Source organism: Alsobacter sp. R-9, assembly GCF_054612375.1.
Genome location: NZ_JBTSWJ010000003.1, coordinates 121988 through 145350, shown reverse-complemented (window position 1 = coordinate 145350; position 23363 = coordinate 121988). Strand labels below are relative to the sequence as shown.

The 23363-nt window shown below is 64.9% G+C and carries 24 protein-coding genes and 1 tRNA gene; 3 read left to right on the top strand and 22 right to left on the bottom strand.

Annotated elements, in window-relative coordinates:
- Nucleotides 1–110 precede the first annotated feature (110 nt).
- Together ACX9GQ_RS06170 and ACX9GQ_RS06165 are read left to right on the top strand one after the other, a co-directional pair.
- Nucleotides 111–824, top strand: a complete 714-nt coding sequence (locus ACX9GQ_RS06170) for a DUF4339 domain-containing protein (RefSeq protein ID WP_459628671.1) — start codon at nt 111–113, stop codon at nt 822–824.
- Nucleotides 825–973: 149 nt separating this feature from the next.
- Nucleotides 974–1050 (top strand) — tRNA-Arg (locus ACX9GQ_RS06165).
- Between the two features lie 328 nt (nt 1051–1378).
- Here ACX9GQ_RS06165 and ACX9GQ_RS06160 read toward each other — a convergent pair.
- Entirely contained in the window at nt 1379–1744 is a 366-nt protein-coding gene (locus ACX9GQ_RS06160; protein WP_459628670.1) for a hypothetical protein, read from the bottom strand.
- Nucleotides 1745–2937: 1193 nt separating this feature from the next.
- Nucleotides 2938–3648 carry a TIGR04255 family protein gene (locus ACX9GQ_RS06155; RefSeq protein WP_459628669.1) on the bottom strand — a complete coding sequence of 237 codons (711 nt, stop codon included), beginning with the start codon at nt 3646–3648 and terminating at the stop codon, nt 2938–2940.
- A gap of 703 nt (nt 3649–4351) precedes the next feature.
- Here ACX9GQ_RS06155 and ACX9GQ_RS06150 point away from each other — a divergent pair.
- Nucleotides 4352–4831 carry a hypothetical protein gene (locus tag ACX9GQ_RS06150; RefSeq protein WP_459628668.1) on the top strand — a complete coding sequence of 160 codons (480 nt, stop codon included), beginning with the start codon at nt 4352–4354 and terminating at the stop codon, nt 4829–4831.
- Between the two features lie 403 nt (nt 4832–5234).
- Here the strand turns inward: ACX9GQ_RS06150 and ACX9GQ_RS06145 are convergent, their stop codons facing one another.
- From ACX9GQ_RS06145 to trbB, 20 genes are all read right to left on the bottom strand, one after another.
- Entirely contained in the window at nt 5235–5408 is a 174-nt protein-coding gene (locus tag ACX9GQ_RS06145) for a hypothetical protein (RefSeq protein ID WP_459628667.1), read from the bottom strand.
- 477 nt (nt 5409–5885) lie between these two features.
- Nucleotides 5886–8585: a DUF5906 domain-containing protein gene (locus tag ACX9GQ_RS06140; RefSeq protein WP_459628666.1), complete on the bottom strand. Its 2700-nt coding sequence runs from the start codon at nt 8583–8585 to the stop codon at nt 5886–5888.
- Nucleotides 8586–8685: 100 nt separating this feature from the next.
- Nucleotides 8686–8982 (bottom strand): hypothetical protein, encoded by a 297-nt coding sequence (locus ACX9GQ_RS06135; RefSeq protein WP_459628665.1) that lies wholly within the window; start codon nt 8980–8982, stop codon nt 8686–8688.
- 74 nt (nt 8983–9056) lie between these two features.
- Nucleotides 9057–9581, bottom strand: coding sequence for a hypothetical protein (locus ACX9GQ_RS06130; RefSeq protein WP_459628664.1), 525 nt, complete (start codon nt 9579–9581; stop codon nt 9057–9059).
- Complete coding sequence (locus ACX9GQ_RS06125; protein ID WP_459628663.1) at nt 9578–10897, bottom strand: tyrosine-type recombinase/integrase; 1320 nt, start codon at nt 10895–10897, stop codon at nt 9578–9580. Before ACX9GQ_RS06125 ends, ACX9GQ_RS06130 begins: the two co-directional genes overlap by 4 nt.
- Before the next feature lie 137 nt (nt 10898–11034).
- The gene (locus ACX9GQ_RS06120) at nt 11035–12696 is read right to left on the bottom strand and encodes a recombinase family protein (protein WP_459628662.1); all 1662 of its coding nucleotides are present in this window, start codon (nt 12694–12696) and stop codon (nt 11035–11037) included.
- Nucleotides 12693–13091, bottom strand: a complete 399-nt coding sequence (locus ACX9GQ_RS06115; protein ID WP_459628661.1) for an HVO_A0114 family putative DNA-binding protein — start codon at nt 13089–13091, stop codon at nt 12693–12695. Before ACX9GQ_RS06115 ends, ACX9GQ_RS06120 begins: the two co-directional genes overlap by 4 nt.
- Nucleotides 13088–13441: a toxin-antitoxin system TumE family protein gene (locus ACX9GQ_RS06110; RefSeq protein WP_459628660.1), complete on the bottom strand. Its 354-nt coding sequence runs from the start codon at nt 13439–13441 to the stop codon at nt 13088–13090. The genes ACX9GQ_RS06115 and ACX9GQ_RS06110 overlap by 4 nt, the downstream gene beginning before the upstream one ends.
- Nucleotides 13438–13749: a hypothetical protein gene (locus ACX9GQ_RS06105; protein WP_459628659.1), complete on the bottom strand. Its 312-nt coding sequence runs from the start codon at nt 13747–13749 to the stop codon at nt 13438–13440. The genes ACX9GQ_RS06110 and ACX9GQ_RS06105 overlap by 4 nt, the downstream gene beginning before the upstream one ends.
- A gap of 146 nt (nt 13750–13895) precedes the next feature.
- The gene (locus ACX9GQ_RS06100) at nt 13896–14114 is read right to left on the bottom strand and encodes a DUF2274 domain-containing protein (protein ID WP_459628658.1); all 219 of its coding nucleotides are present in this window, start codon (nt 14112–14114) and stop codon (nt 13896–13898) included.
- Nucleotides 14115–14116: 2 nt separating this feature from the next.
- On the bottom strand, nt 14117–15271 hold the full coding sequence (locus ACX9GQ_RS06095; RefSeq protein WP_459628657.1) for a TraB/TrbI/VirB10 family type IV secretion system protein: 1155 nt from the start codon (nt 15269–15271) through the stop codon (nt 14117–14119).
- Entirely contained in the window at nt 15271–16224 is a 954-nt protein-coding gene (gene trbG / locus ACX9GQ_RS06090; RefSeq protein WP_459628656.1) for a P-type conjugative transfer protein TrbG, read from the bottom strand. The genes ACX9GQ_RS06095 and trbG overlap by 1 nt, the downstream gene beginning before the upstream one ends.
- The gene (trbF, locus tag ACX9GQ_RS06085; protein WP_459628655.1) at nt 16221–16910 is read right to left on the bottom strand and encodes a conjugal transfer protein TrbF; all 690 of its coding nucleotides are present in this window, start codon (nt 16908–16910) and stop codon (nt 16221–16223) included. The genes trbG and trbF overlap by 4 nt, the downstream gene beginning before the upstream one ends.
- Nucleotides 16907–18220, bottom strand: coding sequence for a P-type conjugative transfer protein TrbL (trbL, locus tag ACX9GQ_RS06080; protein WP_459628654.1), 1314 nt, complete (start codon nt 18218–18220; stop codon nt 16907–16909). Before trbL ends, trbF begins: the two co-directional genes overlap by 4 nt.
- Before the next feature lie 3 nt (nt 18221–18223).
- Complete coding sequence (gene trbK-alt / locus ACX9GQ_RS06075) at nt 18224–18502, bottom strand: putative entry exclusion protein TrbK-alt (protein WP_459628653.1); 279 nt, start codon at nt 18500–18502, stop codon at nt 18224–18226.
- A gap of 10 nt (nt 18503–18512) precedes the next feature.
- Nucleotides 18513–19280 (bottom strand): P-type conjugative transfer protein TrbJ, encoded by a 768-nt coding sequence (gene trbJ, locus ACX9GQ_RS06070; RefSeq protein ID WP_459628652.1) that lies wholly within the window; start codon nt 19278–19280, stop codon nt 18513–18515.
- Nucleotides 19277–21733, bottom strand: a complete 2457-nt coding sequence (gene trbE / locus ACX9GQ_RS06065; protein WP_459628651.1) for a conjugal transfer protein TrbE — start codon at nt 21731–21733, stop codon at nt 19277–19279. Before trbE ends, trbJ begins: the two co-directional genes overlap by 4 nt.
- Before the next feature lie 10 nt (nt 21734–21743).
- A complete protein-coding gene (locus ACX9GQ_RS06060) occupies nt 21744–22025 on the bottom strand; it encodes a VirB3 family type IV secretion system protein (protein ID WP_233023572.1) in 282 nt (93 codons plus the stop codon).
- A complete protein-coding gene (locus tag ACX9GQ_RS06055) occupies nt 22025–22357 on the bottom strand; it encodes a TrbC/VirB2 family type IV secretion system protein (RefSeq protein WP_459628650.1) in 333 nt (110 codons plus the stop codon). Before ACX9GQ_RS06055 ends, ACX9GQ_RS06060 begins: the two co-directional genes overlap by 1 nt.
- On the bottom strand, nt 22354–23340 hold the full coding sequence (trbB, locus tag ACX9GQ_RS06050) for a P-type conjugative transfer ATPase TrbB (RefSeq protein ID WP_459628649.1): 987 nt from the start codon (nt 23338–23340) through the stop codon (nt 22354–22356). The genes ACX9GQ_RS06055 and trbB overlap by 4 nt, the downstream gene beginning before the upstream one ends.
- Nucleotides 23341–23363 lie beyond the last annotated feature (23 nt).

Below are 23363 nucleotides of genomic sequence, written 5' to 3'. Positions count from 1 at the left end.
GTGCATGGCCCGCGAGGCCGGCGACGCAACGTCCGGTCCCACGCGATCCGGCCTTGTCACGGCGACGCCCGAGCCCGAGAGTTGGCGTCCGAGGGGCAGAGGGCGGGACAATGGAGTCGCATTGGTTCGTGGCGCGGCACGGCGACGTCGTCGGGCCGATGGCGCTGGGCGAGGTCGCAGCCATGGTGGAGGCCGACCCCGACGGGGACCTGCTCGTCTGGGCGGACGGCTTCAGCGCCTGGTGCAGGCCCGCCGACGTTCCCGCCCTGCGCACGATCGGCGCGCCGGGCAGCGGCGCACACGCGGCGGGCGAGCACCACGAAAGCCTCGCCGACCGCGCACGGCACGAACTCGCCGCCTATGCGGTGATCGTCGCCTACCTCTACGTCTGCTTCGGCGCCCTTCTTCTCTACAAGTCCGCCGTGCTCTCCCACGCGGGCGTTTCCTTCGTGCCCCTCGGGATCGCCGCCATCAAGGCCCTGGTGCTCGGCAAGTTCCTTCTGCTCCTGCACAGCGCCCGGGTCGGCGAGCGCATGGGACGCGGGAGCCGCCCCATCGTGGCCATCGCCCGGCAGGCCTTGCTGTTCGCCACGCTCCTCGTCCTGCTCACGGTGATCGAGGAACTCGTCGTCGGGACGATCCACGGCAAGTCGGTCGGCATGATCATGTCCGAACTCGCCGACGGGAGCCTGATGGAGGCCGCCGTGACCAGCCTGCTGATGGTGCTCGTGCTGACGCCCTACTTCGCGCTGCGCGAGATCAACAGCGAACTCGGCGACGGCGTGCTGTTCCGGATGCTGCTCACGCCAAGGAAGGCGCGCTAGGACACCCTGCCTCTGGTTCGCGCTCGGGCCCCGGGCCCGACGCGTCGACGCCGCACATCCCCCGCCTCCCGAGCGGCCCGCTTTCCCGCACCCCGCCCTTGAGCCCTCCGCCGCAATCGGCTAGACAGGCGTGGCCTGCCTCGCAGCATGCACCCGTAGCTCAGCTGGATAGAGCGTTGCCCTCCGAAGGCAAAGGTCACACGTTCGAATCGTGTCGGGTGCGCCAACAATTTCAATGTGTTAAGTACTCACCGCGACTGCGTCTCACAGTGGCGTCTCACACAGCGCCGCCGATTGAGGTCAATTGAAGCCAGGACGGTGCGTGCGCGGCCGGCGCTCAGTTCCGTTGCCGCTGAGGTTAGGCGAAGGCCAGCGGGACGCCGCGGCAGCCACACCCGCCCTTCGCCCTGCCCGACTGCACAGCCTCCGGCGTCGTTGGCGGAGGCTGTCGTATGGCAGGACCGGTGGCGCGCCATGACCGATCAAGAGCGCTCGCTGGATTGTTGGACCGATGGGCCGCGGGATCGCCAGACGAACAAGCCTAAGCTGAGCCTTTACTTGTGCATAATATATGAATGTGAAGCCGAATAAGGGTTTCTGCGTAGTCGCAGCGGCCGGGCAAACGCCCCGTGCGGCACCAGGGTGCGCAAGGCGTCCAACATTCCAACTGCACCCGGATCGTTGAGGCCCGTGACGAATTCGACTGTCACGCCCATCCGGGCGGCGACTACCGTGGGCGGATGTCGCACCAGAAGCACCAGCAGATCGCCTACCAAGGGCCTGAGGTCTCCGTCGAGGTCGAAGCCTTGCTGGTGGAGGAAGCGGAGGGCTCGGCCCTCTTCGGCGCCCCAGTCGCGAAAGATCGCGTCGGCGGGGTCGGGCAGGAGAGCTCTTGCAGTCGAGAAGGGCACGACGGACATCGGGTGTTCACTCCGGTCTGGCTGCGATGTGCACGAGCCCGACAAGTGTGCCGGTGTCGGTCACCCGAATTTTCGCTGGCCATCAGGGCGCGACGGAGCAGGACGAACGCGGCCGGCGTGGCCACGGAAAAGGTGCGGACTGGGCAACCGCTCTCGTGTCTCAGGTCAGGGTCGCGCTGGACAAGTGGAAAGTCTGACAACTTGCCGCCGATGAATGGCAAGGCTCCCGCGTGCCGCCAGCGCCAGCCCCACCCCCTCCCTGTCGCCCCAGAGAGCTCGTATTAATGTTATCGAGCGCCCGTGTGAAATAGCGCCGATTTTAAGTTTGGCCCGTTCGATGATGATTGTAGTTGATCATAATAATTCAACTCAGTCGCGGCAGATTATCGGATTTCTCTCTGAGAAGATGATTCTCAACTTTTTTGTCGAATGCTATCAGAGCATCCCAAGATAGTGCGCAAATCTTTGTTACATTCTGGAGCTTTGAATAATGGATGCTCGTTATATAGTTCAAGTATAGGATGGCCCCGTTTGAGAGAGCCGGGAATTTCCCTGTTACATCGGGAGGGAGGACAAAAATTCTTTGGACTATATTTTTGCAGAATGTCTTTATTCGATCGACCGCAGCCGCCTCTCCTTCAGATTCCACAATTACTTCAGCATACTCTTGAAGATCAATTAACGGACATATAAGAAGATACTCGTTAAAGTTCCGCACATTTGATTGATCAATATCACATTCATGCGTAAGTATTAAAGCCCGTCCAATAACAATATCATACTGATCGCCTTCTGCATCGTATTGTATGTACTCTATGTCCGCGCAGATAAGCCCCGTCCCGAAAGAAATCTCCTCCGCGGAGCCGTAGTACGCTCCTATTGTGCGAGAGAAGTGCGCTTCAATAGCGATCTGACGGGCGTCGACAGGCATAATTTCTAAGCGGTTCTGGACACCGGGCGCACAACACGAACTGAACGCTTCAAAGCTTGCCTTAGGTATCGCTGTTCCTTCACCGAAAGAACAGTCGGAGCGGGAGCAGAAATCCGCACCTCTTGTGGCAACCAAATTCGAGTTAGTTGCGGTTCAAGTTGCGCCGCAACCGCCCTATCCCGCGAAGCCAACGGCTCCATTGGATGTGTCAAAATCTGCCATACAGTTGCAATTGCACTCGCGTCCATAGCCGCTCCCCCGCCTACGACAGTCGACCCTCAGGTATCAATCTAAAGAACTGGCTCTTAAGCATCTCATGAGCCTTTGATATCCATGAAATAATCTCGAGCCGCGTTGAGGGTGGCTCGACCTCGTTTGTATAGATATCGAGATCAATAAGTGCTTTCATTTTGCCAATATTGGCCCCGGAAACAAATTCAGGAGAGGCAATGCGAACGAGATAAGTGTGGCCCTCAATCTTACCTGAATAGTTCAGATTCATAGGAATGCTCAAATGTTCTCCCGCAACCTTTATCTCTAGATTTAGATCATCTACTCCATTCACATTGTGAACTCCATCAATGAAGGCGTTTATATATCGAAATCCAACGCGCGACACAGAGAAGGCCCTTATACTGTCAAATGCGTATGATAGAGCTGGATCTATGAACTCCGAAAATCGTGTCCAGCCAGGATAAGGCGCCAGCAGATGAATAGAAAACACTGAAGGACCGACCTTTATTATTTTCTTGCGATCCTGAGCGTGAAGCTCGAGGAGCGGTTGAATCCTGAGATTGGGATCAGACTCGCGAAGTTGCGCCGGCATTTCAGCAAGAGGCAGACGCACTGGCTCAAAGTCCGACCACAATGGGCAAGAAGCCAACTTGCCGATGGTGACCTCGGGGAGATCGGCTGAGGAAAATCGAAACTCCACCAAGGCCTCGGCGATTGGCGAATTTTCGAGATTGTCCACAACTCGCATCAACCTCCCCCCGTCCGACTCAACCAACAGCATTTTGAAACACGGATATCCGTGACCTGCCCAGAAAGATAGGAACTCCCCTCGCAAAAGACACTTCAAATCCGCCAAGTCGCGAGAGCGCCGCTAGCGAGTGACGTCAGATGCGCCATTAACTTCCTGAACTTCAACAAATCCACACGGTGTCGTTCAAGTCGCAAAAAGTCCCGATGTAAAGGTGCTGCAATATCTTAAGAACAAGTTTAATATTAGTTTTTGATCCCATGTACGGCGGGGATGGGGGCCTGTTGAGATGTCATTCTTGCCGGGTGCGATCTACTCCGAAAGGCATCGTGAAAACCTCGACGCGGCTTCTGCTGAAACACGTTTTGGACAAACGGGGCGAGCCATATGCGGCGCGAGAACCCGACAGGGCGGTGTGTGCCGGCATCCTCCCGTTGGGCGCTCTGCGCGGTGCCTCCGGCACGCGGGGCCCACCGCGGCACGCAGTTATCGAGCGGAGCAGATACGTGACCTTGCTGCTGGCCGCCTCTCGCCAAATGATTTCGCCCGTCACGAGGCGCGGCGTGCCGCTAACCGACTTCGCGACCGTTGGAAGCGCGACCGCTGGACGCCGGGGCGCACCCTTGACCTCGGCGAGCACGAGCCGTCGTTCTCCTCAGCCTTGTCCACGGCCGTGTCCGTGGACACGATGGACATGGCGCCGGCCACGCTGGACACTGCCCGGTGGAAGTTCCGGCGATTCATGATCGACCGGCGGCAGCTGGAGCGCTGGGAGACGTGGTGCCGCGACGTCCTACGGCCCCGCGTTGAGGCGGACGGCCCCGCGCCGGCCGGACATGACCCAGGCCTCAGCGATGCGTCACCGGCGGCCTTCCTCGTGGCGGGCCGCCCGACGGCCTACAGCAAGAGGAGCCATATCGACAGGCCTCGGGCGCCGCAGACGAGGAACCCTCAGGCCCCGCACCCCCTGAAGTTGAGCGCCGACGGGCGCGAGGCGCTTCTCGACCACCTCGCGGCCCACTGGAAGGACCTGCGCGAGATCGCCGCGCCATACGGCGACGACGAGATGACCCTCCTGCGGATCGCCAACGCGCATCGGGCCACGCTGGAGCGGGGCGAAGGGAAGGCGTGGCAGGATTGGGTGGCGTTCCTGCGCGAACTCCAGGCGGGCTGACGGGCGGTGCCGCGGAGCGCTTGACAGCGGCCTTGCGCCGGCACCGGCCGCCGCCGCCGCAGTCCCCGTCGCGGGCGCACCGATCCGTCGCTGATGCTGCAGTCGCAGCGGCCCGTCTGGGGCCCTCACCGGCGCGGGCTCTACGGCTTGCCGGCGCGCGGCCGTTTCCGCCCCACGTGGATACCGTTGGTTTCACAGACCACCCTCAACCGGGGCGGGATGTCACGAGCGTGCACGTATTGGGCGCCGCCCGTACTCTCCAGGTGATCCAGAAAGCGCCGCACGTGGCGGCTCAGCTTTCGGTGAGAGGGACGCAGGTTCGGGAAGTCGATCATGGCGGGGTTCTTCTTCGCGAATGATAGTGGCGCGTCGCCCGCTACGCTGGCCGGGGGCGGCTGGCGGATCAGAGCGGGCCGCGGTCCGGTAGCGGCAGCCCGTGCTGGTCCAACTCACGGCACGCGTCGCAGAACAGGGACCGGCAAAGGGCGTCGCTGGACACCAGTTCGTCCCAGCTGCAAAGCGACCAGCGCGTGAGCACCCGCTCGCCAGTGCACCGAACGATGACGGTCAGCACCATAGGGATATCCCAATCGAGATCGAGGTAGACTGGGTAGGGGTAAGGGAGCCGGTTGATCTCCCCGAGTGTGGCGGTCCGGGCGCGATAGACCCGGAACGACTCACGCCGAAACCACGCCTCGTCAGAGACCTCGGGACGGGGCAAGAGACCCGTGTAGGGGCCTGTCTCGCGTAGGCGGGGCGGCATGGCGGGGTGAAGGACGGGCCCGTCGAATTTTTCCATAGAAGTGAACTCTGATGATGTGGATGACCTGTCTGTCATGTCTTTATTTGTTCCCGTCATATTCTTTGTATTTCTTGTCCTTCTCATCCTTCAGAGGAAGAAAGACAATAGAGAACAACGATTTGGAGCCTGTCAGCATAAAGGATTAGGTGAAGGATGAGGCCGCGGCGGCGCGTCCTTCACCTCGTCTCGTCCTTCCCCGCGCGCGTGCCGAAACGGGTGAAGGACGGCCGAAAAGCGCATCTCGTCCTTCACCTACCCTTCGCCCCCGAGCGCTGTGTTGAGGGCGCCCTGGCACTCCAACAGGCTTGGGAACTCCAGCGCCTCGATCTGCCGTCCGGCCACCCGCGGCTGCCGACGCGTACGCCCGGGGCACATGGACTCCAGAGCCTCTGAGAGCTCGGCCCGCGAGGGCGTGTGTCGCGCCCGCTCCCGCCGCGCCCACGTGCGCGCGTCTTCGAGCAGGTCGTTGAAGCGCGTCATGACAGGACCGGTCGACCACGCGTCAGCCGCCAGCGGGGCAAGTCCGCGATCGACGGCAAGCTCAGCGGCTCCCGGCAGCACCCCCGAGTCGAGGACATCGATCCACCATGAGGTGAGTGGCTTGGCCGTCGCCTCGGCCACCGCCCGCCGCGCCGAAGTCCGGAGAGGCTGTCGGCGGTCGAACGCCGAGAGATCGCGGGTGAGCATGGCGTGAAGGAAGGCCTCGCGTTCGCCGCCGGCCCAGGCAGCGCGGAGGCCAGCGAAGTAAGCGCTGTCCTGCCGTCGCGCCGGACTGACCTGCAGGACGGAGACGCGGCGGTCCCCGACTTCGACGGGGACGCCCGCGAGATCGTTCGTTGCGATAATCACCTTGAGCCGGTTCGGGACCGTCCGCACCTGCTGGTGCTTCGGTTCGATGGTCAGGGTGGGTTCCGTGACCAGGGCCTTGAACACGCCGAGCCGTTCGCGATCCCGACCGAACAGTGCTTCCTCCGCCACGAGCAGGAGGCGACCCTCCAGATGCGCGTTGAAGCGGTGGAGAAGGTGCTCAGGGGAACTCGCCGTGAACGTGTGCGCAGGGCCGTAGAGCTCGCCCAACATCCCAAGGAGCGTGCCCTTGCCGGTCCCCCGGTCGCCGACCAGAGCAAGGGCGGTCTCGCCCCGCTCTAGCGGCTGCTGGAGCCCGGCCGCGAGCCAGTTCAACACGAACTCGAACGTCTTGAGATCGCCGGCCGCGATCACGTCGTGCAGGAACGCGCGGGTCTGGTCCCACCCGCCAGCCTTCGGCGCTACCGGAAGGCCGCGAAACAGATTGATGCTCTCCGCAGGAGCCTGCCCCGGCAGCCACAGGCCGATCCTCTCGGCCCGTCGGGCAAAGGCGCTATCCAGCCACGCTGAGCCGCGCCCCAGCGGGGCCTTCCGGCCCGGCACCTCAACCTTCACGCCGTCGTTGTACGTCTTGAACTCCTGCACGCTCCGGACGCGGAAGAGTTGGTCGCCGCCCTCGTCGAGATCGACAACCCCCGCGATGCCGGCGACGAGGGCGAAGCGGGCATTCATGGCCGTGATCCACGCCGGGGCACGAGCCGCAGCCTCCGCACAGGCCGCCGCTGCAGCCGCGGCTATCTCCGCGTCATCCAACGGCTCGGAGCTGAAGATCGACGCGGCGAGTTCATGCCGGATGGCGGCAGGTGCGATGGCCACCAGTTCGTCCCAACCCGTTGCGGGTTCGTCGGTCATCGTTTCGATCACGCGGCGCGCCTCACCGGCGTCGCCACCGCGGTGCCACCGCCCGGCCCATTCCTCTGCCACCTCGACGGCGAGCGAAAGGTCGTCACCCGCCGCGCCCCTGATCGCGTGAAGCACACGCACGAAGTCGGAGCGGTCGTCGAACGGGCCGTCGTTCGGGAGGGCCTCCATCAGGCGGCGGAGCACGTCAGCAGTAGGCGCCGGCCGGCCGCGCTTGCCACGAGAGGGTGACGCCGTTGCCCGCGGTGCCGCATCGCGGGGCGCAGTTGAAGGCCCGTCTGCATCCACGCGGCTGCCCTGCAGCGTAGCCGCAAGGTCGTCCACGGCCCACGTCTGCGGCGGCCGCACGCGTTCCACCGGCACGGCCAGCGCAATCCGCCGCCCGCGCTCGCGTTTGTCCGGGGAGAGGACGTTGATTGACCACGGCAACCGCCGGATGCGCACCAAGTCGCCCATGCGGTCTCCGCCGACCGCCTTCGCGATCTTGTTGACCAAGGCCGCCCGACGCCGCATCTCGGCGCTGTCGGACGTCGGTTCGACATCGAAAACCGCCTGGACACCGCCGCCGGTGTCCACGAGATCGACCGGCCCGAGACTAGAGAGCTTGTCGAGCAACTCCGTCCGGCGGGTCGCCCAAGCCGCGTCATCTTCGCCCGCCTTCTTGCGGTCAACGTCCACCAGCACCCGGCGGTGCTCCGGAATGTCGCTGTCGGTCGAGCGGCGGATGCCGCTGAAGGTCGGAAGTCGGGGCTGCGTCCCGACGTAGAGGTTCGCGCGGCCAAGCCGGGACCGGATGAACGCGCGGATTTCGGCTCGCTTGTCATTGTCGCCGAGCCTGCCGGCGGCCTGCCCGTGCGGTCGCTTGTGGTGGCCTAGTGCGACGATCTCGACGACTTCCTCGAGACCGTGCACGCGCTCCAACTCGACGATGGCCTTTTCCGCCAAGTCGTCGCGGATCTCATTGATGAGAGCAAAGAGCCGGAGCAACGGCGCGTCGCTGTCAGGCGAACCCTTCTGGTCAAACTGCCGGGCGCGGCTCGCCAGACTGGCGTCGAGCAGGCCCGCAGCGGTGAGCTCGTCGACGAGGTCCGCGACTTCGTCGCGGCTGACATCGCCAATCTCGGACCGGAGCTCGGCTGCTATACGAGCCGCATCCCGGCGGGCCGCGGCTTCGCCGTCGTCAGCAGCGCCAGCTTGGGCTGACGAGCGAGAGGTGATAGGCATTTGGGGCCTCGCGTCATCGAGGTTCACGAGCGCGCCGGTGGCACGGCGCGGCGCGGTTCAGACGGCCCGCCGGCGCTTCTGCGCGGCGGGCCGTCGTGCGTCAGACGGGGTCGATCATGGCACCGGAGCCTGCCCGGTGAAGGGCGCGGCGAGAGTTCGCCGCGCGTGCCTCGTTTGCCTTCCGGGTCTTGGTCGACGGGCTGTATGGCGCGGCCGCGGCAATGGCAGCCATCAACGTGCCACGATCTACGACCGTCCGCCCGTGCAGCTTCGCAAGCCGCAAGACGCCGCGTTGGGCAAGCGCATAGACGGTGGCTCGCGAAGCGCACAGCGCTTGCGCGGCGGCGTCCACAGTCACGAACGGGCTGTTGCAGGTTGAGGCGGCGGCAGTAGTCATCGGTCGTCCTCCGTGTTGGGAGCGACCCTGCCGCAGCGACGTCAATTACGTCGAGGAAGACTGTTGTAGAAATCTCAGCCGTCTTGGCTTCCGGCGGAAGCGCGTCGCAACTCAATGACGCGTTGCCGAATTTGCTCCACCCGCTTGCTCGTCTGTTCGACCTTCGGGCAGTAGGTCACAACGACGAATTTGCAGGCGTCGAGCAGAGACCGACCGTCGCGCGAGAGCCCCTCGGCGATCACCGCGAGTCCCGCGTCGCTGAGGCGCTCGCCGATCACGAGACGAGATGCGGCCGGCCTGTGACGTGGCCGCCCCGTGCGGTTGGACGAGCGACCGGGTCTGTCGATGCGTAGCGTTGGGGCCGTGCCGTCCTGCCAGCCGGGCGCGAACCAGTCTATTGTCCACCGCATCACGACCCGCCGCCACGGCCCCTGCAGAGGCGGGTCCGCTGTGGCGTTCATGTCGAAGGCGTCAGGGACGGTGACGTACAGGTCAAGGCCGGGCGTTTCTGACGCCTCGAGTTTCTTGCCCCGAAGCTTGTCGAAGTCACTCGCAGGCACCGTGAGCAGCCGGCCCTTCGCCGGGGATGAGTCGGTCACGATACTGCCTTGAGGGGTGCCGGCACAGTCGGGGCGAGGGGGGTGAGCACGGCCCTGAGCAGGTCCTCCGACTTGTTCACTATGGCGAAAGAGTAGTGCGCCTCGATCATCTCGACCGACGTATCGAGAGCGTCCGCGACGACACGAATAGGGACGCCCGCTCGGATCAGTTCGACGGCACGCGTATGCCGAAGGGCGTACATAGTCAGGGTCTGGTCCACGCCGGCCTTCGCCAGCACTTGCGCCCACAAGTCGCGCGCGTCCGACGCTGCGCCCCACGGCACCCGCTTGTCCTTGATCCACGAAAGTCGTTCGCCGCGCCGGTAGCTCCACCGGGTCAGAAGCGACTCATGCCCCCGCCGCCCAGTCGTCAGCGGCCGAATAACGTCCACGACATCCTTCCCCAACGGCCACGGGATTGCGCCTGCCTTTTCCCCACCGGCGCGCCCCTTGGACGAGCGCGGCATGAGAATGCGCAGTTTGTCGACCATCAGGTCTCGGACCCGCAGCTTCGCCGCTTGGCTCCAGCGGGCGCCCGTCGCCGCCAGTACAGCCACCATCGCGCCGAAATCCGGGTCGATCTCCAGGGCGGCTTTCAGCACGGCTCGCAGGTCGGCCTCCGTCATGACCTGGGTCCGGGCCGCTTCGACCTTCGCCACCGGCAGTCGGATAGCGCCTTCCCTGATGACGGCTGGCAGGTCCGCCGGCAGGCGCTTGGCGTGCCGACGTGCCGCTCGATTCAGAGCGGCGCGGAGATCGTTCAGGATGCGGTTGGCCGTCGCCGCAGGCTGGCCCGACAGGCGGCGATTGCGCCACCCTTCGAACGCCGCGACGTCCAGTTCCGCCAGCGGCAAGGCGGCGAAGTCGTCGTCGCTCAGGACATGCAAGGCGAGCCGGCCCTTCGCGATGCGCCCGTGCTGGCCCCGCTCGGCCACCAGCGCGTCCGTGTGTGTCTCGACGGCGCTTCGCACAGTCAGGGCTGCCGCCTGCCCCTTGGCGACTGCTCGCGCCGCCGCCTCCGCCTGCATCCGACGCGACCACTCGATGGCTGCGGCCAAGGCGCCCTCATAGTCGAGGGCGCCGGGCTCATGGCCGTCGTCATCTGCCTGAGCGAGTCGGGCTTCGAAGCGCGCCTTATTGAAAACCAGCTTGGCGCACCACGAGCCCGGCCCTCGAACCGGCTTGCGGTAGCCAAGCGACAGGCCGCCCCGCACGCGACCGACGCGTGTCCAAAGGGGGTTCTTGTTGGGCTTGAGCACTCTGCGCTTGGCGACGCTGTCGACGGGGTTCGTGCTGCGCTTCGAGATGGGTCTCATGTTCGTCTCACACTGGCGTCTCACACTGATGTGTGAGACGCACCTGACGTCACTGACGACGCATCATTGAATTACAGACAGAATTTGACGTCAACAACGTCACATGAGACGGCCTGTTTGCTCTCCGAAGGCAAAGGTTACACGTTCGAATCGTGTCGGGTGCGCCATTTCAGTACAGAACTATGAACGCCGAACGCCGCCGATTTCCCTCCCGAAGCGGCGGCGACGAGCGTTCGCAGCAATTCCGACTTCGATCCCATGATGCGAGCCTCGGCGTCGTCAACTTCGACGCGCTGTGCGAGTGCGCGCAGATGGTCACGGCGATAGCCGCCATCTTCCAGCCGTATCCGCTCGCGCGCCTTGCGGGCGAAGGATTTGAGCATGTCGGCGGTGACGGCTTCGCCGCCCTCGCTTTCTAGCGCGGCCTCTATGCGGTCAGCGTCGGCCTGAGCTTGATCCCTGACCGCCTTGAGGCCGGCAATGCGATCTCTCGCCACCGAATCGTCCTTATCGACCAAGCCGGATTCGATGGCGTCAAAGAGACGGCCGAGCCGCTGGTCTGCTTCCGTGATTCGCCGATGCAGTTCGGCAAGATGCTCGCGACGGCGCTCGGTTCGCTCCTGGCGACGGTCGATGATGCTGGAAAGGATGGTTTCCAGCCGTGTCGGCCGGAGCAAGCGGCCCTCGATGTGATCGACGACAAGATGGTTAAGCCTGTCCATCTGGATCGTGCGCCCCTCGCAGCCGGTCTTACCCTGCCGCGCCTTGGTCGAGCAGGTGTAATAGCGATATGTGCCACCCGCGCTGCCTCGGCCGGTGCGCAGCGTCATTGCGCCTCCGCACTTGGCGCAGAAGCAAATGCCGGTCAGAAGCGTGGGGCCGCTCGAAACGCGCGCCGGCGTCACCATCGGCTGACGGGATTTGAGACGGGCTTGCACCGCGTCGAAAAGCTCCCGCTCTATCAAGGGCGGCACCGCCATGATAGCGACCTCGCTCTCCGGCTTCTTCTGGCGGTCCTTGTGCGACCGCGTGTTGAACCTGTGCTCGCCGATATAGGTGGTGCGGGTCAGGATGGCATGGACTTGCGCCAAGCCCCATCGGCCGCCGTCGCGGGTGAAGATGCGGCGCTCGTTGAGGTAGGTCGCGATGGCCTTGACGCCCATTGCGCCGGACGTGCCATCACCTTCAAGGAACAGGCGATAGATCAGCCGCACGGTGTCGGCGTGCAGCGGGTCGATCTCCAGCTTCTTCTTGATCTTCGATCCCCGCTGCTCGGCCGCGAGGATGCGATAGCCGATAGGTGGCCGTGCGCCGTTCCAGAAGCCTTGCCGGGCGTTCTCGTTCATGGTGCGCAGGACGTGCTTGGCGTTCTCCTTCGACTGGTATTCGTCGAACAGCGCCATGATCTGCCGCATCATCTGGTGCATCGGATCGTCGCCCATCTCCTGCGTGATGGAGACGAGCTTGATGCCGTTCTTTGCGAGCTTCCTGACGTAGAACTCCAGCTCAAAGTGATCGCGGAAGAAACGGCTGAACGAATGCACCACGACGATATCGAACGGCGCGGGCTTGGTCGTTGCCGCCTCGATCATGCGCTGGAATTCCGGGCGCTTGTCGTTGGTGGCGGAAGCGCCGGCTTCCACGAAGGTTTCGACAAGCTGGTAGCCGCGCGAGGCGCACCAGGTTTCGCCCTGCTTGCGCTGGTCGGGAATCGACACGTCATGCTCGGCCTGCCGCGCTGTCGAGACGCGCAGATAGAGCGCGGCGCGGGTGGCGACGTTGGGATTGTGGAAGTTCATCGGCTTCCTCCCGCAGCTTTCCGCGTTTCGACGCGACCGATCAACGGCAACGCCAGTTCCACACGGTCATGAACGACCCTGGGCGCGAGCTTGCGGCCGTGGCCGCGCTCGAAACGGACGAGGCCGTAGGTTTCCATCGTTTTCAGGGTGCGCGAGAGATTGGAAGCCGCCCGCCCGGTGATCTCCGCCAGCTCCTCAAGCGATGCAGGCGCTTTCTCGGCGATGATGCGCAGCAATTCGCGATTGCCGGCCGACAGCACCTTGGCGAAAGATTCGGTCGAAGTGAACCACACCTTCGGATCGCCTGCCGCCGACTTTTCCTCGCCGCGCGCAATCCGCATGGTGCGGGCTTTCATTTCCTCGTAGTCGGCAATCCCGACTTTCAATGTGGTCATATCACGCCTCGCTCCTTCAACACCGCGTCCACCGCCTGCCAGAAGTCGGCCAGCAGCGTGGCCGCATCCTCGTAGGCGTAAGGCTTCACGGTTTGGAGGCGATGCCGATGGTCCATCGGCTCGCCGCGCCTGCCTCGGCCGACCGGATGGGCGTTGTCGAAGCCGACCAGCCGTTCGCCCGAAGGCCCATGAAGCGTGAGCGAGTAATCGAGGCCATGCGGCTTTTCCGGCGACGCCGGAACGCGGGTGACGATGAACTTCACCCAATGGCCGCCTTCGGGATCGACAACGAGCACTTGGCCGTCGAGGTCCAGAAGCGTGTCGAGGTTCGGATCGCGATCCTCGCTCATGCCTTTTTCCTATCAGTTTGTGATAGGAATGGCAAGCCGTCTTTCAGTTTTTTCGGGCTTAGCAGCTCATCGAAAACATCGCCGAACCATCGCTCGAATACCTCTATCTCAGCCTCGGTGACGGGCACATCATCGGGCCAATCGTCGGTGACGGAAAAGTTCTCCCCGTCTATGGCGTCAAGCAAAGAGTTACGGCGCTGGCGCGTCGGCGCTGGCTCGTCGTCATAGCTGTATAGGTCGTCGGGGAGTGTCTTCGGGGCCGGCTGCCGGGGGCGGCCCTTTCTGGTGCGACGGCGTTGTGCGCACATGGAGTCCTCCGTGGTTCGCTGCTGGATTCCGGGCAGCTGGAAGCCCCGGAATTAGGCGAAGCATGGAGGGGGATCGGCGGCGCGTAGCGTGCCGCATTTGCGCTGCTGTGCTGGCGGCACCCCTGCTGTCGGGTGCCGCCGGTAGATCAGCCGGCCGCGCGCCGGGCTTTCTGAAACTCTCGATCCGTGGCGAGGAAGCGTTCCAGCATCGGCACGATGAGTTTTTCCGGCTCGATTGGCGGCTGTCCTGCGCCGGCCAGCAAGCGCCCGTAAAGCTGCAAGTCCCGAAAGAGCGTCGCGGGCAATTCGCGCGACACCTTGACCGGCTTGTCGTCGGGGAGCGCGCCGAGTTTCAGCTTGGTCATGGTCAACTCCTGTAGGGTTCGAGCACAAGGTCGTGCGTGACCACGATCCTGACCGGGAAGCCCGGCCGGATGGTCAGCGTCGGCGCGATGTTGAGCTGGCGTCCGACGATCTGCTGGCCGATCTGACTGGTGCTGTTCGACGCGCCCTGTTGCAGAGCGCGGGCAATGTCGCTCTCGTTGCCCGAATAGCCGGCTTCCGAGCCGACGCTAAGAACGGTCGAGAGCAGCGCGGCCTTGAACAATTCGCCCCAATGATAATCGACGCCATCCTCAAGCCCGGCATAGCCCTGGCTGTCCGCGCCCGGCTGCCGCTCCAACACGATAGAGCGGCCATTCGGGAAAATGAGGCGATTCCAGATGAGCAGCACGCGCCGCTGGCCGAACTGCACGTTGTTGTCATACTGGCCGATGATCCGCGTCCCCTGCGGCACGAGCAGGATGCGCCCGGTCGGGCTGTCATAGACCGGCTCCGTCACCTGGGCGGTGATCTGGCCGGGCAAGTCGGAGCGGATGCCGGTGATGAGCGCGGCCGGGATCACGGCCCCGGCCTGAAGCACGAAGGGCGATGCGGGAGCCGTGACGCGATCCGCCGATGTGGTGCGGCGATCGACCGGCGCATTGAGGAAAGCAAGCTGCTTGTCCTGCGCGGTCTGCTGGCCGGGCTGCCCTGTGAGGTTGGCAAGGTCGAGGCCGGCAAGCCCCGGCGTGGACGTGCCGGGCGGACTCGCGGTGCGCGCCTCGGTCTGGAAGAACACGCGGCTGGTGCGCGCGGATTCTGCCTCGGCGAGCCGGCGTTCCTCGGCGCGATCTACGGCCGGCGCGGTGATCGTCGGCGGAACAACCGGCTGCCCCCTGTTCTGCGCGTCGAGGATCGGGCGGCCAAGATCGCCTGGCAGCGGCGGCCCCAGGACCGGGCCGGTATAATCCTTCGGCAACCCGGCGAGGCCATCGGCAGGCTGGCGGTTGGAAGTCGAATACAGCTCCTTGCCTCCGTCGCCGGGCGCGCGGGTCTGGAGCGCATAGATCAGCGTTCCACCGATCCCGACAAGCGCGACGGCCGCCGCGCTAGCGAGCACCTTGCGCGACAGGCGGGTGACGCGCGGCGGTTCGGCACGAAGCCGCATTGGAGCGGCGGTGTTGGTTTCGGTATCGGTCATTACGATGGCCTCCCGTCCGTGCGGACAATCCTGACGGTCTGCTGGCTCTTGCCGCCGCCAAGGCGCAGCTCGGCCGCGCCGAACAGGCGGTCCACGATCAGGATGTTTTGATAGATGCGGCTGTTGGCGATTTGCGCTTCGCCGTCCGCGCCGATGACGAAAATGGGTGGCATTTCGCCCTGCACGATGCCGCGCGGAAACTCGACATAGACCCTGCGGCCATCGTCATAGACCGCGACGGGTTTCCACGGCGGATTGTCGCCGGTCAGGCCATAGCGGTAGTTGCGCGCCGCGGCGGCCGGAATGACGGGGGTGGCCGGCACCGCCTGCCGCTGGTTGGCTGGTGGCTGCGGATAGGCCCAGGCGACGGCGGGCATATAGGGCTTCTGATCCGAGCGCAGCTCGAGCATGTAAACGCGCCGGTCGGTGGTCACGACAAGGTTCGTCGTGAGGTCCGGCCGGGACGGCTTCACAAGGATATGCACGCGGCGGGTGACGCCGGAGCCGGATTCCGTGTCGCCGATGATCCAGCGCGCCGTGTCGCCGGCTGCAATCGGTCCCGCGCCGGTCAGGCTCTCGCCCGGCTCAAGCGCAATGTCGGTGATCTGGCCGGGCGCGGCATAGACCTGATAGAGCGCGCCTTCGCTCCAGGGATAAATCTGGATGGCGTTGTAATAGCCTTCGCGGCGCGGCTGCACGCGGGCGGCGGCGTTGGCGTTCTCGACGCGGCCAAGCGGCGTGCCGGCTGCCGTGCCTCCCCTGGCGGGGGTCCAGGCTGGCGGGATATGCAACGGCTTCGGCGTCGTGTCGATGACGGCGGCGGGCACGGCCGGCAATGGCGGCACGTTGGCGTCGTAGCTGATTTGCGGCGGCTTGTAGGTCGCGCAGCCGGCCAACATAGTCGCGGAGAGCAGGACGGCCGCGACAGCGGGCGTGTGGATGGATGCTCTCATTGGCTCATCTCCCGCGACCACGAAATTGCGTTGACGTAGATGCCGAGCGGATTGGCTTTCAGCCGGTCGGCGTCGCGCGGCGGCTGAATCACGATGGTCAGGATCGCGGTCCATCGTTCCGTGGTGGCGAGCTTGCCGTCTTCATAGTGCTGCTCGGTCCAGGCCACGCGGAAGCTATTGGGCGAGGCGCGAATGACGCTCGACACATCGACCGAAACCTGTTGCTTGCCGACTTTTGCAAACGGGTCGTTGGCGCGCGCATAATCGTTGAGCGCCGCCGCGCCCTGGTCGGTCGTCCATTCGTAGGCGCGAAGCCAGTTCTGCCGGACAATGATGGGATCGGCGGGGATGCTCCTGACCTGCTCGATGAAGCGCGCCAGATGCCACGCCACTTGCGGGTCTGTCGGCCGATAGTCGGCGGTGGCCGGCGCGACGGTTTGCGCCTGGCCGAGCTTGTCCACTTGAACCACCCAGGGCACGACAGTCCCGCGTGCGGTCTGCCAGACAAGGGCGGACGCGAAGCCGGCCGATAGGATCAGGCTGCCGAACGCCATATAGCGCCAGTTGCGAGCCTGGACGCGAGCAGAACCTATCCGCTCGTCCCAAACCTGCGCGGCGCGCTGATATGGCGTTTCGGGTTGTGGGGTCTTGCCGTAATGCACGGCGGGTCGCTTGAAGATGCTCATGTGCGGTCGCTTTCAGAGAGGTTGACGGAAGAACTGGAGGCATGGCCGTCGCCGGAGCGGACGGCGTGCGCGGCTGTCTGAACGGCATGGGCGGTGTGTCCGCCCTGCCGCATCCGCTGCGCCCAGCCGGGCGATGCGCCAGCGGCCGGCGCGGATGCGGACGCGCCGCCAACCGTGCCAGCGGTCGATGTGCCGCCGGTCGCGCCGAACCCGGCCTTCACGCCATCGGCAAAGCTGGATTTGACGCTTGCGGCCGCGCGACGCAGCGGCGATGTGGCCGCGCTGCCTGCGGCGCGCGCCACGCCGCCCAGGCCGGAAGCGACGCCCGCCGCGCCGGACTGCCCGAACGAACCAAGGCTATAAGCGGCGGATGCCGCGCCGGCTGTGGTCGCGCCACCGCGCACGGCCGCCGCGCCTCCCTTTGCGGCAAGGCCGACCGCGCCGCCTGCGGCAAGGGCAGCGCCGCCAACGGCAAGGCCGGTGCCGACTGCCGCGCCCGCGCCAAGCTGCGGCCCGCCACTGACAAGACCGGACGCGATGCCGGGACCGAATATGCCAAGGCCGACGAGCGACAGCGCCGCGAGCACGATAGCCATTGCGTCGTCGATGCTCGGCGTCTGCCCGCCGAAGCCTTGCGTGAATTGCGAGAACAGCGTCGAGCCGATGCCGACGATGACGGCGAGCACCAGAACCTTGATGCCGCTGGAAATCACGTTGCCAAGCACGCGCTCGGCCATGAACGCGGTCTTGCCGAACAGCCCGAACGGGATGAGGACGAAGCCGGCTAAGGTGGACAGCTTGAACTCGATCAGCGTCACGAAAAGCTGGATGGCGAGGATGAAGAACGCGAGGATGACCAGCGCCCAGGCGAACATCAGGCAAGCGATCTGGATGAAGTTCTCGAAGAACGACACCCAACCCATGAGGTCGGAAATGGAGTCGAGAAGCGGCCGGGCGGCGTCTAGGCCGGTTTGCGCCACCTTGCCGGGCCGCATCAGGTCGGCGGCCGAAAATCCCGTCCCGCTCGCCTTCAGGCCAAGGCCCGCGAAGCTGTCGAACACGATCTTCGCAAGGTTGTTCCAGTTGCCGATAAGATAGGCGAAGACGCCGACGAACAGCGTCTTCTTCACCAGCCGGGCAATGATGTCGTCATCCGCGCTCCAGCTCCAGAACAGCGCAGCGAGCGTCACGTCGATGACGATGAGCGTTGTCGCCACGAAGGCGACTTCGCCGGATAGCAGCCCGAACCCGCTGTCGATGTAGCGGGTGAAGGTGCCGAGAAAATTGTCGATGACGCCAGCGCCGCCCATGCGTCACCGCCCTTCCGGCGCGGCCGGCGCGTGGGTCCGGCCGAGAAAGCGGTCGCGGGTTTCGGCCCATACGCGCAGGCATTCCGCATCGTCGGCCGCTTTCTGCCCAAGCTGCTGGCACCGCCGCTGCCCTGCGCGCAGCGGGTCGCTGTCGGGCTGGACAGGACGTGCCGGCGCCTCTGCCGGCACGTCTTCCTTTCGGGTCATCTGAATGGCTGTCGCCGTGATGGCGATGGCGACGAACACGATTGCGCCGATGCGCGCCAGCAACTTGCCGTCCATGCGCCCGCCCTCAATTGCCGTTGTTGAACATCTGCGCATTGCCGGGCGTGTAGCCGCTGCCCGGCGTGAGGAAGCGGCGGCGTTGCTCGCGGCCCTGGTCGGCGGCTGCCGCTCGCTCGGCCTCTGTCAGCGCGCTTGACCGGCCATTGGCGGCGAGCAACGCGATTAGGTCGGAAAGCTGTTGCGACTGGAGCGCGAGAATCTGGTTGCCCGCCTGCGTGGCTTGCAGCGCGCCGGTCGCGCCCTGGCTCTGACCGACAAGCGCCGACATCTGCGTGCGGTTGGTGTCGATGTTGCCGACGACGCCAGCCTGAACCCGCATCGCGTCCTGCAAGCCGCCCACGGTGTTCTGCCAGCGCGCGCGTGCATCAGCGACAAGCTGCTGGTTGGTTGCCGACATCGACACGTTGCCGTATTGGCGTTGGAACGCCTGGTCGATCTGCTGGACGTTGAAGGCGATGTTCTGCGCCTGACTCAAAAGCTGCTGCGTGCGCTGGACGTTCTGCTGAATCTGCTGGAGCGCGGAGAACGGCAGGCTCGCCAGATTGCGCGCCTGATTGATGAGCATCTGCGCCTGATTTTGCAGGTTGGTGATCTGGTTGTTGATTTGTTGGAGGGCGCGCGCGGCAGTCAGCACGTTTTGCGCGTAATTGGTCGGATCATAGACAATCCATTGCGCGGCTGCCGGCGTCGCCAGCATGGGCGAGATGGCGAGCGGCGCGGCGAACACGGTCGCGGCTATGCAGAAAGCGCGCGAACGGAAACGACGAATGGTCATGAGCGGAACTCCTTTTCGGTTTGGGGGATGAGCGTCGGGAAGCCGGGAAGAAGATCGACGGCCCAGCCGACATCGCGGGCGGCGAGCCACGCGGCGAGAAAGCCGTCGCGGCCGTGATCGGCGACGATCTGCGCAATGAGCGTCTGGTCGGATTTGGAAGATGCGGCGCAGAGCGCGAGGCCGACTTCGGACAGGCCCAGCTCGAACAGGCGATTGCCGCGCCGCGACTGGCAGTAATAATCCTGCTTGGGCGTCGCCCTCGCGAGGATTTCTATCTGCCGGTCGTTCAAGCCGAACCGCCGATAGATGGCGGTGATTTGCGGCTCGATGGCGCGTTCATTCGGCAGGAGCAGCCGCGTCGGGCAGCTCTCGATGATCGCGGGCGCGATGTTGCTGCCGTCGATGTCGGACAGGCTTTGCGTGGCGAAGATGACGGAAGCGTTTTTCTTCCTGAGCGTCTTCAACCATTCGCGGAGCTGGCCGGCGAAACCCTCGTCGTCCAGCGCAAGCCAGCCTTCATCTATGATGAGCAGCGTCGGGCGGCCGTCGAGCCGGTCGCCGATGCGGTGAAAGAGATAGGCCAGGACCGGACCGGCCGCGCCGGTGCCAACAAGCCCCTCGATCTCGAACGCCTGCACGTCCGAGCTGCCAAGCTGCTCGGCCTCGGCATCGAGCAACCGGCCATAAGCACCGCCGACGCAATACGGCCGAAGGGCTTGTTTCAGGTCGTTGGACTGCAACAGCACCGCAAGGCCGGTGATGGTGCGTTCCTCGACGGGCGCGGAAGCTAGCGAGGTCAACGCGGTCCAAAGATGCTCCTTCACCTCCGGCGTGATCGCGATGCCTTCGCGCATGAGGATCGCCACGATCCAGTCGGCCGCCCAGGCGCGTTCATAGGTGTCGTGAATGCGCGCGAGCGGCTGGAGCGAAACGGAAGTGTCGGAACCTTCTGTCAGGCCGCCGCCCAGGTCGTGCCAGTCGCCGCCCATCGCGAGCGACGCGGCCCGGATGCTGCCGCCGAAGTCGAACGCGAAGACTTGGGAACGGGGATAGCGCCGGAACTGCAAGGCCATGAGCGCGAGCAGCACCGACTTGCCCGCTCCGGTCGGGCCGACGACAAGCGTATGGCCCACGTCGCCGACATGGAGGGATAACCGGAACGGGGTCGAGCCTTCGGTCTTTGCATAAAGCAGAGGGGGCGCACCGAAATGCTCGTCCCGTTCCGGCCCCGCCCACACCGCTGAAAGCGGGATCATGTGGGCGAGATTCAAAGTGCTGATAGGCGGCTGCCGGACGTTCGCGTAGGCGTGGCCAGGCAAACTGCCGAGCCATGCGTCAACCGCGTTGACCGTCTCGACCATCGCCGTGAAATCGCGGCCCTGGATGACCTTTTCGGCGAGGCGCAATTTCTCGTCGGCTATCCGGGGATCGGCGTCCCATACGGTGATGGTGGCCGTGACATAGGCCATACCGGCGACATCGGCCCCAAGCTCCTGCAAGGCCATGTCGGCGTCGGCGGCCTTGTTCGCCGCGTCCGTATCGACGAGAACGGACGCCTCGTTCGTCATCACCTCTTTCAGAATCGCGGCGATGCTCTTGCGCTTGGCGAACCATTGCCGCCTGATCTTCGTGAGCAGTTTGGTAGCGTCGGTCTTGTCGAGCAGGATCGCGCGCGTGCTCCAACGATACGGGAACGCCAGCCGGTTCAAATCGTCGAACAGGCCCGGTGTCGTCGCGGTGGGGAATCCCACGATGGTGAGAACGCGGAGATGCTGGCCGCCAAGGCGCGGCTCCAGTCCGCCGGTCAACGGCTCGTCTGTGAGCAGCGCGTCGAGATAGACCGGCGTTTCCGGCACGCGGACACGATGGCGTTTCGTCGAGACGCAGGAATGAAGAAAGGTCAGCGTCTCGCTATCGTCGAGCCATGCACATTCCGGCATGAAGCCGTCGAGCAATGCGAGCACGCGGTCGGTGCGGTCGATGAAGGCGCGCATGACTTCATGGGGATCGACGCCCGATTGCTCGCGGCCCTCGTAAAGCCATGTCTCGGCGCGAGCGGCTTCCTCGGCGGGCGGCAGATGGAGGAAGGTCAGGAAATAGCCTGACACGAAATGCGTGCCGGCTTCCTCGAAACCGGCTTTGCGCTCGGCGTCGAGCAAGGCCGATGCGGGATCGGGAAACGTGCTGTCGGGATAGGTCGCGGCTTCGCTGCGCTGCGCCTCGACGAAAATGCTCCAACCCGATCCGAGACGGCGGAAAGCGTTGTTGATGCGGCCGGCGACCGCGACCAGCTCGGCCGCGACGGCGGAATCCAAGTCGGGACCGCGAAACTTCGCCGTGCGCTGAAAGCTGCCGTCCTTGTTGAGAACGACGCCTTCGGCGACGAGCGCCACCCACGGCAGAAAGTCGGCAAGCCGGCTGGCGGTGCGGCGATATTCGGCAAGGTTCATCATGGCCGCGCCCTCACGCTGCGAGGTTCGCGGGGATGCGCAGATGCCGCCGCCCGACCTCGACAAAGAGCGGGTCGCGCTTCGCCGCCCATACGGCTGCGAAATGGCCGATGGCCCATATCGCCAGCCCGACAAGCCAAAGACGCAGGCCAAGGCCCACGGCCCCGGCCAGCGTCCCGTTCATGATAGCGATGGAGCGCGGTGCGCCGCCGAGCATGATGTGCTCGGTCAGCGCCCGATGGACGGGAATGGAAAATCCCGGCACCGCGTCGAGTTGTTCGAGGACGGCCGCCATCAAACGAGCGCCCCGCCGCCGAACGAGAAGAACGACAGGAAGAAACTCGACGCGGCGAAGGCTATCGACAGGCCGAACACGATCTGGATGAGGCGGCGGAAGCCTCCGCTGGTGTCGCCGAAGGCGAGCGTGAGGCCGGTCACGATGATGATGATAACGGCGATGACCTTGGAAACCGGCCCTTCGATGGATTGCAGGATTTGCTGCAAGGGCTGCTCCCACGGCATCGACGAGCCGGACGCATGGGCGGCCGGGGCCGTGAGCAGCGTGACGGTCACGAAAGCTGTGGCCGTCGCGAAGCGGCGACGGATGTGCGAGACGGATTGAATCATTCGGGTTCTCCTGTGCTGGCGGGGGTGATGCGGTAATCGCCGTCCGGCCCCAGCCCTTCGACGCGGGCGAGTTCGGCGAGCCGGCGCGCGGAACCGCGACCGGCGAGGACGGCAACGAGGTCGATGGTTTCCGCGATCAGGGCGCGGGGGACGGTGACGACAGCCTCTTGAATGAGCTGTTCAAGGCGGCGCAGCGCGCCCATGCCTGTGCCGGCATGGATGGTGCCGATGCCGCCTGGATGGCCGGTGCCCCAGGCTTTGAGCAGGTCGAGGGCTTCCGCGCCGCGCACCTCGCCGATGGGAATGCGGTCGGGGCGCAGGCGCAGCGACGAGCGCACAAGGTCGGAGAGCGTCGCCACGCCGTCCTTCGTCCGCATGGCGACGAGGTTGGGCGCGGTGCATTGCAGCTCGCGCGTGTCTTCGATGATGACGACGCGATCCGCGCCCTTCGCCACCTCGGCGAGCAGCGCATTGGTCAGCGTCGTCTTGCCGGTGGACGTGCCGCCTGCGACGAGGATGTTTGCACGCGACGCGACGGCCGCGCGCAGCGTCGCGGCCTGGTCGGCGGACATGATGCCGGCCGCCACATAGTCGTCGAGGCTGAACACCGCGACGGCGGGCTTGCGGATGGCGAAGGCCGGCGCGGCGACAACAGGCGGCAAAAGCCCCTCGAATCGTTCGCCGGTTTCCGGCAATTCCGCCGACACGCGCGGCGCGCGGGCATGAACCTCCGCGCCTACATGGTGAGCAACAAGACGGACGATGCGTTCGCCATCCGCCGGAGACATGGTTTCGTCCGTATCGACCAGCCCTTCGGAAAGTCGGTCGATCCAGATGCGACCATCTGGATTCAGCATGACCTCGACCACGGCCGGGTCTTCCAGAAAGCTGGCGATGGCTGCACCGAGCGCGGTGCGCAACATGCGCGCGCCGCGCTGGACCGCTTCCGGCTTATGATGTGTGGTGGTCAATCTCGGCCCCATTTCCTGACGGGGCGCAATTGACG